This window comes from Nostoc sp. (assembly GCF_036917415.1).
Classification (GTDB): domain Bacteria; phylum Cyanobacteriota; class Cyanobacteriia; order Cyanobacteriales; family Nostocaceae; genus Nostoc.
On sequence record NZ_JBALDJ010000061.1, the window covers coordinates 53,231 to 70,799 of the forward strand.

Consider the following 17,569-nt stretch of genomic DNA (forward strand, 5'->3'; position numbering starts at 1 on the left):
ATTGTTGCAGTTTTCCAGTAGATGAGGTACAAAATACAGGACTCACGCATCAAACATCAAGAGTTTCTACTTCCTTCTTTCTGTCTTTTGCCTCAAATCCTGTAGTTTTGTACTTCATGTAAAAGAAAACTGCTGTCAGTGCATTTAGCCATTTGTAATTTGCTAGTGCCGTGGAATTTTTGCTTTTAAAACTTTCCAGCTAAGGCTGCAACACACCGTTCGCAAATTAAGGGATGTTCTGCTGATTCTCCCACATGAGTAGAGTAGTTCCAACAGCGATCGCACTTTTGCCCGTCTGCATTCACTACCCCAATTCCCCAGTCTGGCGTCTGCGCTGTATATTTCAATCCTTGCAATCCTTCAGCAGAATCTAATAATTCCACTTGGGAAGTTAGCAATAAATACCGCAGTTCGTCAATCCCGTTACCCTTAACCGGGTTAAAGGCTTTGATAGCATCACCTAATTGTTTGTCAGGTATATGAATCAAAGCTTTCGCCTCCAGGGAAGAACCAATGAGTTTTTCTATCCTGGCTTGTTCCAACACCTTATTAACATCGGTGCGGAGTTGTCGCAGCGCTGACCAAAATTCCGCTAAATCTGGATTACGCCATTTTTCCTCAACCTGTACCCAACCGGCTTCAAATACCGATTTGTAAGGTGTTTTGTAGGGGAGATATTGCCAGATATCTTCGGCAGTGTGAGATAACACTGGTGCGATCGCTCGTGCTAAATTATCTATTGCTATCTTCAGCACTGTTTGACAACTGCGACGGCGGAAGGCATCTTTTGAACTGATGTACAGCCTATCTTTGGCCACATCTAAATAAAAGTTGGATAAATCCACCACGCAGAAATTCTGCACTGTTTGGAAAAAGCGGAAAAATTGGAAATTCTCGAAGGCAACAGTTACTTCCTCAAATACTTCGGTGATGCGGTGCAGCATATAACGGTCAAGTTCTGGCAATTCCTCAAAAGGAACTGCATCTTTTTCCGGGTCAAAATCATCCAAGCTACCCAACAAAAACCGTGCTGTATTGCGAATTTTGCCCCTGACATCATTCATTTGCTTAATGATGTTTTTGCCAATGCGGACATCGCCGGTGTAGTCAACCGATGATACCCACAATCGCAATACATCAGCACCGTAGGGCGGTTCTACTTTTTGATTTTTTCCGCCTTCAATGATTGTATTTGGATCGATCGTATTTCCTTCTGACTTACTCATCTTTCGGCCTTGTTCGTCCAAAGTGAAGCCGTGAGTTAGCACAGTTTTGTAAGGCGCAATGTCATTTACTGCTACGCTGGTAAGCAAGCTGGATTGAAACCAACCGCGATGTTGGTCGGAACCTTCCAAGTATATATCAGCAGGGTAGCGTAATTCTGGACGCTGTTGGACGACAGCTGCCCAAGATGACCCAGAATCAAACCATACATCCATTGTGTCTGTACCTCTGCGGTAAGACTTGCCATTATTACGATAGGATTCGGGTAATAATTCCTCAACTGAAAGTTCCCACCAAGCATCAGAACCTTTTCTCTTGATGATTCCTTGGACGTGGTTGATAATTTCTTCATTCAGCAGTGGTTCTCCCGTGGCTTCGTCGTAGAAAACGGGAATCGGTACACCCCAAACACGTTGACGGGAGATACACCAATCAGAACGTTCCGCCACCATTGGCGTAATCCGATTTTCACCTTGGGCTGGAATCCATTTTACCGTTGCGATCGCTTTTAATGCTTCTTCCCGAAATCCCTCCACGGAAGCAAACCACTGTTCAGTAGCGCGGAAAATTGTCGGCTTCTTCGTCCGCCAATCATAAGGGTACTTGTGGGGGTATGGTTCTTCTTTCAACAAAGAACCAGCCGCACTTAAGGCATCAATCACAGCCTGATTCCCATCACCCAGCACATTTAACCCAGCAAATTGTCCCGCTTCTTCGGTAAAATTGCCATTGTCATCTACTGGTGCAAGGATGGGCAAACCGTAACGCTGACCAACAATGTAATCTTCTTGACCATGACCGGGAGCAGTATGTACCAATCCAGTACCCGATTCTGTAGTGATGTAATCACCGCCGACAACAATCGGACTTTCGCGGTCATATAGAGGATGACGATAAGTAGTATGTTCTAAATCATTCCCTTTGAACGTGGCTTTTACAGTTAACTCAACTCCTAACGTTGAAGATAAACGTTCGACTAAATCAGCAGCAACAATTAGGTATTTGAAATTATTCTGCGCTTTTGCTTCTGAAGGTGAAACTTCCACCACTGCATAATTTAAATCTGCATTTACCGCCACAGCCAAATTCCCCGGAATTGTCCAAGGTGTAGTCGTCCAGATAGCCACACCCAAATCTGACTGATATTCCGCCAGCAGTGGTTTTACAGCTTCTGCCAAACTTGTAACTGCAAAAGCTGCATAGATACTACGGGAAACGTGACCTTCAGGATATTCCAACTCAGCTTCAGCCAAAGCGGTATGAGAACTGGGACTCCAGTGAACCGGCTTTAAACCGCGATAGATGTAGCCTTTTAAGAACATCTGACCAAACACGCCAATTTGAGCCGCTTCGTATTCCGGCTTCAGAGTTAGATAAGGGTTATCCCAATCACCCCAAATACCGTAGCGTTTAAAATTGTTGCGTTGGTCGTTTACCGCCGCTAGACCAAATTCTTTCGCTTTCTGTCGCAGTTGTAAAGACGTTAAATTTTGTCGTTCTGCTGATTTCATGTTCTGCAAAACTTTCAACTCAATTGGCAATCCGTGACAATCCCAACCAGGGACGTAGCGAACTTTACGCCCTTGTAACATTTGGTAGCGATTAATAATATCTTTGAGAATTTTATTTAAGGCATGACCGATATGGAGTGAGCCATTAGCGTAGGGAGGCCCATCGTGCAGTATAAATAATTCGCCGGGGTTATTTTCAAAGAGGCGATCGTAAATTTTATTTTCTTCCCAAAATTTTTGGATTTCTGGCTCACGCTTGATGGCGTTTGCCCGCATATCAAAATTAGTCTTGGGTAGGTTTACAGTATCTTTGTAACTTCCTGATTCGGTCACAGTCTCATGCCTAGAATTATGTGTGCAGGTTTTATTAATTATAGAAGATAGGCTGAAATCCAAAATTCACTATTGCTCAACCTTTAAAAGGCTAGTACCGGAAGGCGGAAGTCAAAAATCAAAAAAATCAAAAGAATTCTATTTCAAGCTCTTGCGCCATTTGAAATGGTATGTTTATTTACACCATGCTCTACTAGGGCGTGTTTTCATGTTCCCTTGTCCGACCCTAGTAAAGGTCAACCAGGCAAATAATCAGGAATTTTGCGGAGATTGAGAGTTTATCAGCAGAAAGTAGTATACTTTTCTGGGTTCGCCCAAAGCTATCAATTCCAAGTAGCTTCTTTAACTTCTGCCTTTTTTAGTGTTAAGATGCAAGATTTCCCGGAGTTAGCAATGGCGCGTAAACGCTTGATTATCGAGATGGGGATGGGAATGTGCGAATCGTTGGCTAGAAACTAAGACCCTAATGGGTCTGGAGGATTAGCCGCAAGGTACTGAACCTTGACAACTGAATGACCATGTAGGTGAGAGGTATTCTTAGAATCCTCAAACCCTACCCCGTAGGTGCAACGGTGAAAGCATCACCCCCAGGTTTGAGACTAGCCATCAACGCCTGAAGCGGGGTGAAAAGGTGTTATTACTAACAGCCCAAGTTGGTAAGCATCGAGCAAAGTACCCATGAGTAAAGCTTCGGCTTGAAGATGCGATTGAATCGTCGTTACACCAAATCAGCGAAATAAGGCTTAATGCGCTGAAGCCAAAAGGCACAGGATAAGGAGTTGGCAAATATGCCATTGACCAACATGCACTTCCAAATAAACCCGGCGAATAGCATCACTCTAAAGGTACACAGTATGGTCATTCGGAACGAGATAACCTCTCGTCTGCTCTCAGGTGGTCGAATCCCTGAGTAGGTGCTAACCGTATGCAGCGAGTAGGAAAGATTAAGTCAAAAGCGAATGTCTGGGGTAATGCCCAGAATATGCAGACAGACTTACGGTGATTTGGATGATAAAGTCCCAAGTAGTGAGTATATATGTCTAATACACAGTCTCAACAACTGATGGTGGAATGGCACTCTATTAACTGGCGCAAGCTAGAGCGTAGCGTGTATAAGCTCCAAAAGAGAATTTATCAAGCCTCTGCCCGTGGTGATGTGAAAGCATATCGCAGACTTCAAAAGACGCTGATGAAGTCATGGTCAGCAAGAGCGATTTCGGTTCGTAGAGTCACCCAGGATAACCAGGGGAAAAAGACAGCAGGTGTAGATGGCGTTAAATCGCTGACTCCAAAGCAACGTCTAGAACTTACTGGAAATCTAAACCTGGGATCAAAGGTCATCCCAACCAGGCGGGTATGGATTCCTAAGCCTGGAACAGAAGAGAAGCGACCTTTGGGTATACCTACAATGAAAGACCGAGCCTTGCAAGCGCTTGTCAAGCTGGCATTAGAACCAGAATGGGAAGCACGATTTGAACCTAATTCATACGGGTTCAGAGCCGGACGCTCATGCCACGATGCGATAGAAGCAATATATTTGGTAATCAAGCAAAAACCAAAATACGTTTTAGATGCCGATATTGCCAAATGTTTTGACCGCATCGACCAAGAAGCACTGCTAAGAAAATTAAATACATTCCCCACCATCCGCCGACAAGTCCGAACATGGTTAAAAGCGGGAGTGATGGACGGTAAGCAGTTGTTTCCAACATCTGATAGCGAAGCGGGCGCACGTACCCGTGCGACGGGTACGCCACAGGGCGGGGTCATTTCTCCACTACTGGCAAACATTGCCCTTCACGGGATGGAAGAACGGATTAAGCAGTATGCAGAAACCCTGCCTACTCGAAGTGGTTATGGTAAAGAAAACAATCGCAAGTCTCTTAGCCTAATCCGTTACGCCGACGATTTCGTGATTCTCCACGAAAACTTAACCGTAGTTCAAAGATGTAAAGAGATTATCTCTAAATGGTTACAAGGTATGGGTTTGGAATTAAAGCCTAGTAAAACGAGACTCGCCCACACTCTCACACAGTATGAGCAAGAAAAACCAGGATTTGACTTCCTTGGTTTTACGATACAACAATTTCCAGTAGGAAAGTATCACTCAAAACAAGGTTTTAAAACAATCATCACCCCAAGTAAGCAAAAACAGAAGGTACATTACGACCAAATCGCTAGTGTTATTGAAGCTCATAAGGCAGCACCGCAAGCGGCGCTAATCAACCATTTAAACCCAATTATTAGGGGATGGGCTAACTACTACACAACTGTGGTAAGTAAGGTTGCTTACTCACATATTGACTACCTCATGTACCAAAAGTTAAGCGCTTGGGCAAAACGCCGCCACCCCCAAAAGAGCGGGGAATGGGTGTCAAAAAGGTATTGGCAGTCCATAGGCAGTGATAACTGGGTATTCGCAACCAGGAAGGAAGGTTTAACCCCACTTCGGTTAATAAAACATGACACCACCCCAATAGTGCGTCATCTGAAAATTAAAGGCGAATTGTCACCATACGACGGAAACCTGGTTTATTGGAGTACAAGAATGGGTAGCAACCCAGAAATGCGAAACAGGATATCAAAACTCCTAAAAAAGCAAAAAGGGAAGTGTACCCACTGCGAAATGTTTTTCCGCAACGACGATGTGATGGAAGTTGACCATATCATCCCGAAATTGAAAGGTGGAAAGGATGAATACAAAAATCTTCAACTTCTACACAGACATTGCCACGACACAAAGACAGCCAGTGATGGCAGTCCTGGCACAAAATCCGGCTGTAATAGTGCCGAGCCTAAGCCCACCAGAAAACTTGAAAAAGTTAAGGATAAATGGGTAATGAGGTATGCATGACAAGCACCAAATCATTGAGGAGCCGTGTGAAGGGAAACTTTCACGCACGGTTTTGAAGACCAACGGGGTTGGTGACAACCTCGTTGAGTTTAATAGATCAGCATGGACAAGAACCAACAGTAGCAGCATCTAGGGCAGTACGTAATGCGATCGCTCACAATGCCTTACCTGGTGTTTGGGAAGTTGCAGGTTTGAGTCATCCCAATGAAATGATTATAGAGGTTCAGGTAGCAGTGCCATACCCAGAACAAGTTAGAGAAGAAGAGGTACTAGCTGTACTACCATTTGGGCGAAAAACTCTCGTCGTAGAATCTGGGGGGATGATAGTTCAAGGGCGGGCGATTCCCGAACTCAACGATAAAAATGACGAAATGTTGATTGCGATCGCTGCTGTTACAGTTCTAATCGAAGATGAGTAGCTGAGGTAATTCCTCTAGAAACAGAAAGTTATAGAAAAGTTATCAAGGAAGGCAGGAGGCAGATAGCGCAGCGTTAGCGAGTCCGCGAGCGTCGGGCAGGAGGCAGGAGGAAAACTGCCCTCTACCTCCTGCCGCGACGCCTTGGGAGCAGGGGTTTAAGACCTCACCGTTTGTTTATACGGCGCAAACAAAAAGGGAGCCAGTCTGATGGACGGGAACGCCTGCATAAAAGAACTGGCGTGAGGGGTCTGAATCCTCTCCTAATTGTTGCTTCAGCATAGCTGCCTCCTGCCTCCTGCCTCCTTCAATAAGTTATTCGACCGCCGACTTCATTTGTACAGACGCGATTTTTAATTGTCAAGTATATTTGCTGATTACTTTATCAAAAAGCCTTATTGCTTTAGAAAAATACTTATTTACTTTCTCAAAATACTTAAATACTTTCTCAAAATGACCTTTGACTTACTCAAAAGCTGTGTTTGCTTTCTCATTTTGGTGTTTTCCGCAAGCAAAATGACCTTTGACTTACTCAAAAGCTGTGTTTGCTTTCTCATTTCGGTGTTTTCCGCAAGCAAAACGACCTTTGACTTACTCAAACCCCAGTTTGCTTTCTCATTTGGGTATTTTCTGCAAGCAAAACGACCTTTGACTTACTTAAAATGCTTGAATGCTTTCTCATAGTTAATTTTTGAAGTTCCACTCTAGAAATGTTCTAAGTAAGTCGGTGCAATAAAACCAAACTGTGTGAAGAAAAGTAAATAAGTCTTAAACTCTTTCTCCCCCTGCTCCCTGCCCCCTGCTCCCTGCTCCCTGCTCCCTTAGGTAAAGGGCGATGCCGTCTTTTAGCTAGAGGTTATCGTAATTTCATGACTTGGGGAGTCAAGCTGAGGCCGCGCTGGCTCGATCACTTAAATACGAACAAAATATTAGAGCAGGATTTGCCTCTGATTGCGGGACAGCAGGCAGAAATTGAGCGCTTGGGAAGAAGTCTCAAAGAATTATATTTGCCGCTGAAAACATCTGACACATTAGTGATTGAGTACCGCAAGTGGCTAGATAAATTTGGATCGTCTTTGCCCTTTTATCACGGCTATTCCACATGGAAAAATGTTGAGAATGGCGAGTTGAATTTAAAGCCGATTTTGCTAGATAGGTTTTCGCGACACACACTTATTTGTAATTCTTGCAATCGAGCTTATCAGGTGACAAATAAGGTCAAACAAGGTTGTATAGGGGTAGCGATCGCTCTAGCTGCTGTAGCAATACTTGCAGATGATTCTAGAATCAGAATCGCAGCAATATCAGTTTCCATAGCAGCAATTGTCATCTCTGTTATGGCTCATACACTCAAAACTCACTTTGAGAATTCCTACACTCGTCATTAAAATAAGGATTGGGGACTGGAATCAGAAATCGGAATTCTTTGCAATACTTAATCCCTAATCCCTAATCTTCAGTCATGATGAAGTTATCAACTCTGCGCTAAAGTAAAAATATTGGGATAAAAATCTCTGGCAGTAAGTTCAATACACCAATAATCTTTACCACTGCGGCGATCATGTCTCAAGAGCATAACGAATCACTCCAAATTCAGGAGATCACCAAACTCAAACCGAAACACTTTGCTGATTTAGTCAGATCGGCACAATTGGTTTTCGACCCCACAGCCGGAGTTTCGGGAAGAAATATCACAGTTGACTGGGAACAATTTGGAATTCCCCGTGATGTAGCGGACAATCTCAAATCACTTGGTCAGCACTACCAGTATGCATCTCCTCACATCCCTGTTGAAGACATTTGGAGTAAATTAACTCCAGAAACTCGTATTTGGTTTGTTGAAAATAAAGATCGGTTGTGGCAGCTTGAAGAAGCTTTCCCAGCCCTTGACGAAGATTAAAGAAGGCAGGAAGAGAGTAAGAGGTTGGAATTTAGATAAGACTTCTATACGAGATCGAAGATTTTAGTGAAGGACTTTAAACTCTTCCTCCCTCTGCTCACAGCAGGAGACAGAGAGTAGCATTCCTCCTATCTTCTCCCTTCTGCCTCTCTCTACAAGGATAAGCAAAAACTGCGATCGCAAGCAAATAGCGAATATTGACATTACTAGTTGCAAAGTCCTTAACTCTATTGGTCAACGACTACTTAGCATTTCTCCAGGTTACGGTTATACTGCTATCATTGCTGGCTCTACTGGTCAGCTAAATCTACTGAGTATTATTTTATTCAGTTTAATAATCGTAGCAAATTAGTACAGATTAAATTGAGACATCCTTTAGCTTTAGCTGGAATGTTTCAAGGTATTTTATTGTTTTCTTTTTTCTTTCAGCAATAGATATATTAATTACAACAGGCTAGGAGTAATATCAAATCCGGGTAATTCCAGTTTAAGAAGTAATCAAGCAGACATGATGATTTGAAGAAGAATTCAGAAGTCAGAATTCAGGAGCGGAGCCGGAGACGCTCCGCCTCCGGTCAGAATCAAGACGCTCGTGGACTCGAAGAGGCAACGCTTACAGTGGGGGATTCAGACCCGCCACTGTAAGCGCAGCGTTAGCGAGTCCGCGAGCATCTTGTAAACCACCAAATCTAAGATTGGGTGGGGGTTTTAAACCCGTTTATTCATCCGCCACTCGTACAAAATTTATTCTGAATTCTGACTCCTGACTCCTGAATTCTGTTTTGATAAGGGATGGGAACATCAGGGAGAAACCAATCCCCAATAACCAATAACTAATATTTGAGGAGATTTAATGTGTCTAGTCGGAAATTATCTTTGTTACTAAAACTAATAATTATTATATTGGTTACTGGTGCTAGTAGTTTAGGTATCAGCTTGCTTTTAACCACAAACGGATTTGAGCATTTGTTGGGAATTATCAAGCCAAAAAGTGAGAGTGCTAAAGCGAGTCATAACAAACTAATGAGTGCAGATGCACAAAATATAAGTCCAGTCACAGACCAGATGAATGAAGTGCCAAAGGCATTTCAGGGAACAATCGTTTATCAAGCAAAACTAAAAGCGAATGAGAAAGTTATTGCCCTAACTTTTGATGATGGTCCCAGCCCCAAAAATACGGCACAGATTTTAGAAATCTTGAAGAAAAATGATGTAAAAGCCACATTCTTCATGATCGGGCAAATGGTGAAATATTTTCCCCAAGTTGCCAAGCAAGTGGCTGCTGATGGTCACGTAATTGGTAATCACACATGGCATCATTGGTATCGCCACATGGACTTAGCTACTGCGGCTAGTGAAATCGATCGTACAGCAGAAATCATCTACAAGACTACTGGAGAGAAAACTACTCTATTTCGTCCTCCTGGGGGCTTTCTGAATAATGGATTAGCCGAATATGCCAAAAATGAGAAATACGCTGTCATGATGTGGTCAGAAGAATCGGGAGATGCTGAACGTCGTTCGCCTCAAGTTCCAGGACTAGTCAAAAATGTGCTGAAATATGCAAAACCCGGTGCAATTGTCCTGATGCACGATGGGGGCGGCAACCGTTCCAAATCTGTCAAGGCTTTACCAGAAATGATTGCAGGTTTAAAAGCCCAAGGCTATAGATTTGTGACAATTCCCCAACTACTAGAAATACAAGCCCAAGAAAAAAGTGTAGAGACAGCAGCATCACCTGTAGTAACAAATCAAGAACATCCAAACCAACAGCTTAATCATTAGTGATATCCTGTCCAGGCAATTATAGCAGGAGGCAGAAGGCAGGAGGCAGAAGGCAGGAGGCAGAAGGCAGGAGGCAGAAGGCAGGAGGCAGAAGGCAGGAGGCAGGAGGCAGAAGGCAGGAGGTAGAACTATTACTATTCCTAGCATTCACGCTTGTCATTATTAGGACTTACGCAAAAAACCTCTCTAACTCTTATTCCTCTGTGTTCTCTGCGTTCTCTGTGGTTTGATTTTCCGTGACCTGTGCGTAAGTCCTGATTATGTCCTAACCTATGTGACTACGGCTATAGTTAGTTTATTGGCCAGCAATGCGATGTGTCGGCTAACAATGCAATTGTTTCGACTAATACCAATTCAATTAATGATTGCAATACATCCTTCGGTAAAGACGCGATGAATCGCGTCTCTACAAATGGTCTATTTGTCGTTTCAAATTGGTATAACAATGCGATTGTTTCGGCTAACAATGCGATTGTTTCGACTAACAATACCAATGTACCAATCTAAAATCGAGTTTCATACTCAACTTGAAGTTGATTGTCATCCCCCAAATCAGTTGAGCCTCGCATCAGAATTTCGTCATTGACTCGATAGAGGGCATTGAAACGGAAAGAGTCATCGCTAGAAAGAGCGCGTGATAAAGAGGCAGAGAAATTTTTATTAATATCAAACACACCTTCCGCTGATAAATTCAGAATTGAAGCTCTTGATGCTTTTGATTCTTCATTATTAATAGATGGAGTCGGAAATATCCGAAATTCACTGAAACCAACAGCCTGTCCGATCGCAGTGATAGTTCCTTGTAAACTACCTAAAATGGTAGAACTAGCGAAATTAGTCAGCCCTTGGCCCGCATCTGCTTGACCAAAAGAACCCAGAATTGAGCCACCCAGCAAAGCAACTATTTCTCCCTTACTACGGCTAGGTTCGCTCGTCAGTTCTAGATTCTCACCCAATTTACTAGCTGGCCCGTTCACCCTAGCTTGAACGGTAACGCTACGTAAAGTCCCAAAGTTGTTTACAGAAACATCGCTGACTTCAGAAGACAAGGGTGATTCCAGAGTTTGAGTGTTCCTTGCTGATGCTTCCGGTACAATTGCCGTCAGTCGGACATCCAAAGTCGGGTCAAGTCCTTGACTTGGAATAAACCGCGCAGTTTGTTCATAACCCCGCGCCAAGGTAAACGCAGTGGAAAATAAGCTCAGTCGTCCTCCTGTCAAACGAATGACTCCTTCAGGAAGCGGTTTGGCTAATGTACCATTAATGGTCAAGTCACCTTTAGCGTCAAAGCTCAATAAAGGCTGACTCAAAGCCGCTCCTCCTGGTACAAAGCTTAGGAAGGACTGAGTTGTAACCCGAATATCTTTGTCTAAAATCAACTTTAAATCTGCAAACTTTACAGGTAAATTCGGTGGAGTTGCGGCGCTAGTGCTTGCGTCTGCTGTCGCCACTGAGTTAGTGCTTCCATCTACTGTAACCACTGGGTTAGCGCTATTCTCTGCTGTCGGTGTGACGTTAGGGTTAGCCTCTTGTCTATCTAGATTTATGACCTTAGTATTAGCCTCAGTTGTAGCTGCTGATTTTTTAGTAGTAGTCGAGTTGCCAATAATTACCTTACCATCACTCAGTTTAATCTCTCCACCAATTACAGGTTTTAAGGCTGTGCCGCGAATCACGACATCGCCACCAACACCACCTTCATACAGTCCTGCAAGCTTAAAATTGAGTTTGTCTGCTATTGATACTGTCAGGGGATTCGCTGCGGTTTGTTGAGCATCAAAAATTGGCAAGATGCCTGATGCAGTTACTTGCCCTTGATTGTAATTACCTTGGATATTTTCAACGCTTACCGTACTACCATTAAATAGTGCTGTTCCTGTGACATTCGTTAGAGGATCGGATAAGGCTTGAGCGCGAAAGGTAGCATTATTAAGTGTGGCGTTGCCGTTGATAATTGGTTCGTTTAAAGTACCTTGAACATTTAAATCTACTTTTCCTTGACCATCTACCCAAGCGACTTGATTGTTAGTCAATAGATTTAAGAGTGCCAATCCTTCATTTTGCACATTGGCGTTGATGCTGATTTGATTGCTATCCGGTTGCACTTTGGCAAAAGGCAAAGGAGCAGGTACGCTACCTGTTACGGCAACTGGCTGCGTTCCTGTTACTAGTAAGGTACTATCAAAATTCAAGCGAGCTTTGTTGTAATCAAAGTTCACCTGTCCTGTTTGTACGGGTTGTTTGTTAAGGGTCGCATTCGCTAGCGCCACTTTCCCTTGAACTCTGGGGTCTTGCAAACTACCTGCTAAAGTAGCATCAGCATTTACATTACCAGTGATATCTACGGGGTATTTTTCAATAAAAGGTTCTAAAAGTGATAGAGGTAGACTGGCTACATTCAACTTTCCAGATAGTTGCTCAGTTCCTAACTGTCCTGAAAACGCCACCAGTCCTTGATTTATCCCCACACTCAAGGGCGAAAGTGTGACGATACCATCGGCAAAAGTGCCTTGAGCAACGACTTGATTGATGAAATAATTACCCCATTGCCAGTTAGCACCTTGAAAATTAAAGCCGACATTCAACCCAGACTTTAAGGAGCCATTGGCTGTAATTGCTCCGTTTAAAGCACCTGTTAATTCTGCAAGGCTGGGTAAAGATGGGGTTTGTTTTGTTTCAGCTTGCCGTTCTTTTGCAATCGCTGTTGTAATATTCGAGAAGTATGCTAACTGTGTTTTCAAATCTGCATCCGGCAAACTGATAGGCTCGGTGTCAAGTACTTCTGCTCCAGCTAACGTTGGAGGCTGCAACCCGGTACTAAGGTCTTGAAAATCGAAGATATTAAACGCTTGTAAAAGTCTCTGGATTTTGGCTTGGGCAAAATTAGCTTGGAATTGAAATTGCGGGTCATTCCCCATTTGCACATTACCACTGAGAGCGATGTTGCTATCGCCAATCCGCAATTGACCATTAGCCAAGCTAGCCGTACCATCAGCATAATTGATGCTACCGCGAAATTCATCGGCTGCAACTCTGGCAACACGAGGCCCTGCGATCGCTACGTCTCCCGCTATGGCATAATTACTTAAATTAACAACTAAATTACCTGATAATTGTCCCGCCAATGGTTTCAATTGATTGTTAGGTAAAAAGCCGCCAACAAGAGCGATGGGAAACTGTTGGGCGTTGATGAGCAAGTTATCTCCCTCAGTTCTACCTGTGGTGAGTGCGCCATCACGTTTAACTAAAAATGAAGTGGGACGATAATCTGCACCTAAGTCAAGGGCAATCCGATCTTGTTTCCCAGCTAATCGCAGACTTGCCCCTTGTCCTCCCTGAAAATTCACATTTCCGGTTAAAAGTGGGTCAAACGCCAAGTTACTCACATTGAAATTCCGCAGCCGAATATTGCCATTAGCTTGAGGTACATCTGGAGTTCCTGTAACTTTTCCATTAAAATCCAGTCGTCCTGCTATTGCTACGTCACCAGGAACTTTAAAACCAGTATTTTGTAAGTTGAAATTCTGCGCCAGTACATTTAAATCAAATCCGGCAATTTGGGGTGCGCCAGTTGGGGGAGACTGAATAGCGATCGCACCATTAGCACTCAATCCTGGGGTACTTGCGTTTTCAACTATAATCTGCTGTCCATTCCACTGAAATTGCGCGGTGAGCGGTTTTGCCAGCTGCGCTACTCCTTGGGGAAGGCTGATTTGTCCGGCGGCGCGAATATCTGCAAGCTGGAAAGATTGGGTTGTGCCTGCTAACTGAATATTGCTATTCAGCCGTCCTCGCAGTTGTGGTGAAAAACGGCTGAGTTGAATTTGAGAAGTTTTGACAGATCCTTGCCAGCGTTGTTGTGCAATTTCACCTCTGGCCCTGATTGTCCCGCCTGCCACGTTCACAACCGCATCGGGAAAGACGATATTCTCTCCTTGTTTGGTAACAACAACTCGTCCGGTGGTGGGATAGGTGGCACTAGGCGCTTGCACCCGTGCTACTGTTTGCAGATTGCTCAGAGTGCCGGAAATATCGGCATTTGCCGAGACATTCCCAATGACGATCGAGGGTGAAGAATTGTAGGCTTTGGCGATCGCATCTCCTGGTATATTTTTTGCTTGCACATTCAAAGCCACCCTACCTTGAGGTGCAAGCTGAACTCGTCCGCTAGCTGTGACTTGCCCTCCCACATCTGGATTTGCTTGAACGCGATCGACATTGACGTTTAACGGTGTACCCAGAGAACCAGAAATTTTAGCGTTTGCAGATATACCACCAACATTAATGGGAGTTGAAATACCATAACCTTGAGCGATCGCATTTCCTGGGATACCTTGAGCTTGAATATCTACGCCTACCTGACCTTGGGGAGCGAGTTGAATTTGACCATTAGCTGTGATTTGCCCTCCATCTGGTGGCGTTATCTGAACATTAGAAACATCAAGTTTCAAAGGCTGCTTGCGAAGTGACCCAGAAATTTGGGCTTTTGCTGAAACATTCCCCACTGCGATCGGTAGAGTAACGCCATAGCTGCGTGCTAGTATATCTCCTGATATCCCATCAGCTTGAGCATTAAATATTACCCCATCTTTGGTTCCCAGATTAGCTTGACCTCCGCCTGTAATTTGACCACCTGCTGCGGGGACTATTTTCAGATTGGAGACAGTAAGTTGAGATGCAGTTTGAGATGCATTCAAGCGAAAATCAGTGTTGATGGTATTAAATTGAACGCGGTCAACTTGAATAGGTTTTGTGTTACTTACCGTACCGCTGACGACTGGTTGCCCAAGTGCGCCTAATATTTTAATATTTGCTTGAATTTCGCCACTAGCTGGCACTGACGAATTTACTTTCAGGGTATCTAAGATATTTTTGGCAGTAACTGGTTTGATCTGAGCAGAGACATTAAAACCTGTTTTAGTATTAATTGTTCCATTAGCCAGAATGGGAACTTTGGCAAAGTTCGTACTCAGATTATCTAAAGTAACTGTCTGACCCTGAAATAGAAATTTCCCATTAAAATTAGAAACCGGCTGAGGAATATTTGGAATTTTAGCGATAATTTGATTAGCTGTAGCTGTTCCCGTAATTGCGATGTCTGAAAGTTTGGGTGGAATCTGAACTCCTAAATCAGCATTTAAATACCCTGCTTGTAGAGCGATCGGTAACTGAATTAATCTAGTGATATCAGATGCTTGTAAATTTTGTGCTGAAAGTTGGAGGTTAGTTTGTTGAGCTTTTAGTTGGGTTTCGCCAACAATTTTAACAGCCCCTCCCCTAGTGAGTTGAGTATTGAAGTCATAACCGATCCTTTGATTTCCATCTGAAAATCGGGCAATACCACCAACTCGATCTAATATTACTGAGCCTTTTGGTTTAGTTGGTGCAGTGAATGGCACCAACTCGATATCGCCATCTTGAATTTGAAGTGACTGCAACTCAGTTTGAATAAAACCTTTTCCTTCTCCAGCCTTAACTTGGGCTGTCACCCAACGACCATCTTTATCTTGTTGAACGTAGACATTGGGTTGAACTAAGGTGACATCTAATACCAATTTTCGGGTGAGGAGAAGTTGCAACGGCGAGAACTGCACCTCCAAAGCTTTTGCTAATACCCGATCTCCATCGCTGGCAGTTGCTGGTATCGATAAAGAGCTAAATCTCAGGCTAGAAAGCGAAAAACGTTCAACGTTTCCTACTTTTACTGGACGCCCCAGTAATTGCTCAAGATTTTGCTGCACTAACGGTGCTAAATCTTTATATACATAGCTTCTAGCCCACCAAGCACCAACTGCAATTCCAACCAGCAAAACCCCACCCACAGCCAAACTGGTACGTCCTAAGATGAGGAGCCATAAACGACGATTAGATCGTTTCTGATTTTTTTCTGAATTTGGAGAGTGCGTCATGATTGTTACCAGTACCAGTACTTTTTTCTGGAGTGAGCCTAGAGATAGGCTAGTTGCAGCTGTATCAGCAAGTCACAAGCTATGGTTTCACAATATTAGGACTTACGCAAGAACTTTGCGGCAAGCTGCTTCTATTCTCTAAAAGAGGCTGCGCCAATGAGACGCTCCGCAAATGCATCTATTACTTTAACTAATTCTGTGGGTTTAAGTCCTCCGCAATCAGAGCCAAGTTTTGTGGTGGGGTCTTTCTTGCAAAATCCACCATATCGCCGCAAATCGGCACTCCAGTTTGGCATTAAATTCCCGTTACAAAACTTAATTACGTTAGCGTTCGCGCAGCGTCTCGTAGAGAAGTGGTAGCGAGGAACGAGCGTCCGTAGGAGCGTCATTACGAATTACGAATTATTTTAACCTCTCACGGATGTCGCCCTTGGTTTCTGTTGTGATGCAAAACCACCGATCAATAAAAATGCCAATTCGTAAAGCTTCAATTTGAAGTTGTATAAATGCTATCTTTTGTAGTCAGTTTTGTTTTGTGATGGTAGCGCCACATCACAAAGCCAGTAATAAATAAAATTAGTGGTGCAAGTCCCACAAACACGTAGAGAATTCGGGTAGGCAAACCGCCAAATGTACCGTAATGCAATGGCGAAAATGAGTTAAGTACAACCTCAGCGCGGGTTGGGTTTAATCCATCTTGTATTCGCAGCACTTTGCCGCTAAATTGGTCGAGATAAAGTTGTGTGCTACCCCACTTGCTGGTTTCTTGGAGCTGTTTTTTGCCCAACCAGAAAGCATCTTCGGGCTTGGTGGGGAAGAATAGTCCAGTAGTAGGGGCATCGGGTAAGGCAGCATCGGCGCGTTGGAGTAGTTCAGTCACCGAAAGAGGCTGTTTGCCAGGAATAGGCTGGGAAACGGGGTCTTTTAGCTTGGACGTGAATGTTGTAGCATAGATTGCATCTTCGACTTTGGCTTGCGGCATATTCCAAGCGAAACCCGTGAAGCCGATAAAGGTGAGGAAAATGGCGGTGATAATGCCTACGACTTTGTGAACATCAAAGTTGATCCGCTTGATGTGGCCATTCCATTTAATCTTGAAACCGCTGATCAGTTTGTGCCATCCAGGCCACAGTACAATGCCTGTAATGCTGAGAATCAAGGTTACTAGCGCGACAACACCCATGATCGTGGTTCCTGTTTCACCAGCAAGCAGTTGGTAGTGCAGTTTGAAGGTGAAGCCAAGCCAGGTGTCATCCCAAATGCGATCGCCCATCACCTTTCCAGTATAGGGATTGACAAACACCCGCAGTTCTTTCCCTTTTACAGTTTCAGCCCGAAACTTATAGGGTTCTCCCTCAAGCATTTCGACATAAGTAAGTTTGAATCCAGGTGTAGATGTGTAGGTGGTTTTGACTGTGTTAGCCAATGTTTCGAGGGGCTGCGGATTTCCCACTGGCACCACATACCCCATTTGATAACCTAATATGAAATTATCAATTTCCTGCTCAAACACCAAAATACTACCAGTTAACCCAGCAATACAGAGCAGAATGCTAACCACCAAACCTAGCCAGCGATGCAGTTGAAACGTGATTGTGCGAATGATTTTGCGGTTCATAGTAGAAGTTCAACGGAGG

Annotated in this window: 12 protein-coding genes; 9 read left to right on the forward strand and 3 right to left on the reverse strand. The window is 43.8% G+C overall.

What is annotated here, in order from left to right:
• Nucleotides 1-185 precede the first annotated feature (185 nt).
• Entirely contained in the window at nucleotides 186-3,068 is a 2,883-nt protein-coding gene (ileS, locus tag V7K41_RS11910; RefSeq protein WP_334848315.1) for an isoleucine--tRNA ligase, read from the reverse strand.
• A 261-nt stretch (nucleotides 3,069-3,329) separates the two neighbouring features.
• Here ileS and V7K41_RS11915 point away from each other — a divergent pair, with 261 nt between their 5' ends.
• The 7 genes from V7K41_RS11915 to V7K41_RS11945 all read left to right on the forward strand — a co-directional run bounded on the left by V7K41_RS11915 (nucleotide 3,330) and on the right by V7K41_RS11945 (nucleotide 10,530).
• Nucleotides 3,330-3,527, forward strand: coding sequence for a hypothetical protein (locus tag V7K41_RS11915; RefSeq protein WP_334848317.1), 198 nt, complete (start codon nucleotides 3,330-3,332; stop codon nucleotides 3,525-3,527).
• Nucleotides 3,528-4,104: 577 nt separating this feature from the next.
• Entirely contained in the window at nucleotides 4,105-5,922 is a 1,818-nt protein-coding gene (gene ltrA / locus V7K41_RS11920) for a group II intron reverse transcriptase/maturase (RefSeq protein ID WP_334848318.1), read from the forward strand.
• 83 nt (nucleotides 5,923-6,005) lie between these two features.
• Entirely contained in the window at nucleotides 6,006-6,341 is a 336-nt protein-coding gene (locus V7K41_RS11925; RefSeq protein WP_334848320.1) for a Lin0512 family protein, read from the forward strand.
• Nucleotides 6,342-7,144: 803 nt separating this feature from the next.
• Nucleotides 7,145-7,726, forward strand: a complete 582-nt coding sequence (locus V7K41_RS11930) for a hypothetical protein (RefSeq protein WP_334848381.1) — start codon at nucleotides 7,145-7,147, stop codon at nucleotides 7,724-7,726.
• 173 nt (nucleotides 7,727-7,899) lie between these two features.
• On the forward strand, nucleotides 7,900-8,238 hold the full coding sequence (locus tag V7K41_RS11935) for a hypothetical protein (RefSeq protein WP_334848322.1): 339 nt from the start codon (nucleotides 7,900-7,902) through the stop codon (nucleotides 8,236-8,238).
• A gap of 855 nt (nucleotides 8,239-9,093) precedes the next feature.
• Entirely contained in the window at nucleotides 9,094-10,023 is a 930-nt protein-coding gene (locus V7K41_RS11940; protein WP_334848324.1) for a polysaccharide deacetylase family protein, read from the forward strand.
• 315 nt (nucleotides 10,024-10,338) lie between these two features.
• Nucleotides 10,339-10,530: a hypothetical protein gene (locus V7K41_RS11945; RefSeq protein WP_334848326.1), complete on the forward strand. Its 192-nt coding sequence runs from the start codon at nucleotides 10,339-10,341 to the stop codon at nucleotides 10,528-10,530.
• On the opposite strand, the gene V7K41_RS11950 is transcribed toward V7K41_RS11945, so the two are convergent.
• Nucleotides 10,527-15,932 (reverse strand): translocation/assembly module TamB domain-containing protein, encoded by a 5,406-nt coding sequence (locus V7K41_RS11950; RefSeq protein ID WP_334848328.1) that lies wholly within the window; start codon nucleotides 15,930-15,932, stop codon nucleotides 10,527-10,529. The two genes, V7K41_RS11945 and V7K41_RS11950, sit on opposite strands and share 4 nt — an antisense overlap.
• Here V7K41_RS11950 and V7K41_RS11955 point away from each other — a divergent pair.
• Complete coding sequence (locus tag V7K41_RS11955; RefSeq protein ID WP_334848330.1) at nucleotides 15,931-16,074, forward strand: hypothetical protein; 144 nt, start codon at nucleotides 15,931-15,933, stop codon at nucleotides 16,072-16,074. The two genes, V7K41_RS11950 and V7K41_RS11955, sit on opposite strands and share 2 nt — an antisense overlap.
• 14 nt (nucleotides 16,075-16,088) lie before the next feature.
• Entirely contained in the window at nucleotides 16,089-16,292 is a 204-nt protein-coding gene (locus V7K41_RS11960) for a hypothetical protein (RefSeq protein WP_334848331.1), read from the forward strand.
• 127 nt (nucleotides 16,293-16,419) lie between these two features.
• On the opposite strand, the gene V7K41_RS11965 is transcribed toward V7K41_RS11960, so the two are convergent.
• A complete protein-coding gene (locus tag V7K41_RS11965) occupies nucleotides 16,420-17,550 on the reverse strand; it encodes a PepSY-associated TM helix domain-containing protein (protein ID WP_334848333.1) in 1,131 nt (376 codons plus the stop codon).
• Between the last annotated feature and the right edge of the window lie 19 nt (nucleotides 17,551-17,569).

Bases quoted from the DNA above. Each gene is read 5' to 3' on its own strand.
- ltrA (WP_334848318.1), top strand. From the start codon at position 4,105: ATGTCTAATACACAGTCTCAACAACTGATGGTGGAATGGCACTCTATT.
- V7K41_RS11935 (WP_334848322.1), top strand. From the start codon at position 7,900: ATGTCTCAAGAGCATAACGAATCACTCCAAATTCAGGAGATCACCAAA.
- V7K41_RS11955 (WP_334848330.1), top strand. From the start codon at position 15,931: ATGATTGTTACCAGTACCAGTACTTTTTTCTGGAGTGAGCCTAGAGAT.
- V7K41_RS11950 (WP_334848328.1), bottom strand. From the start codon at position 15,932: ATGACGCACTCTCCAAATTCAGAAAAAAATCAGAAACGATCTAATCGT.
- V7K41_RS11960 (WP_334848331.1), top strand. From the start codon at position 16,089: ATGAGACGCTCCGCAAATGCATCTATTACTTTAACTAATTCTGTGGGT.
- V7K41_RS11965 (WP_334848333.1), bottom strand. From the start codon at position 17,550: ATGAACCGCAAAATCATTCGCACAATCACGTTTCAACTGCATCGCTGG.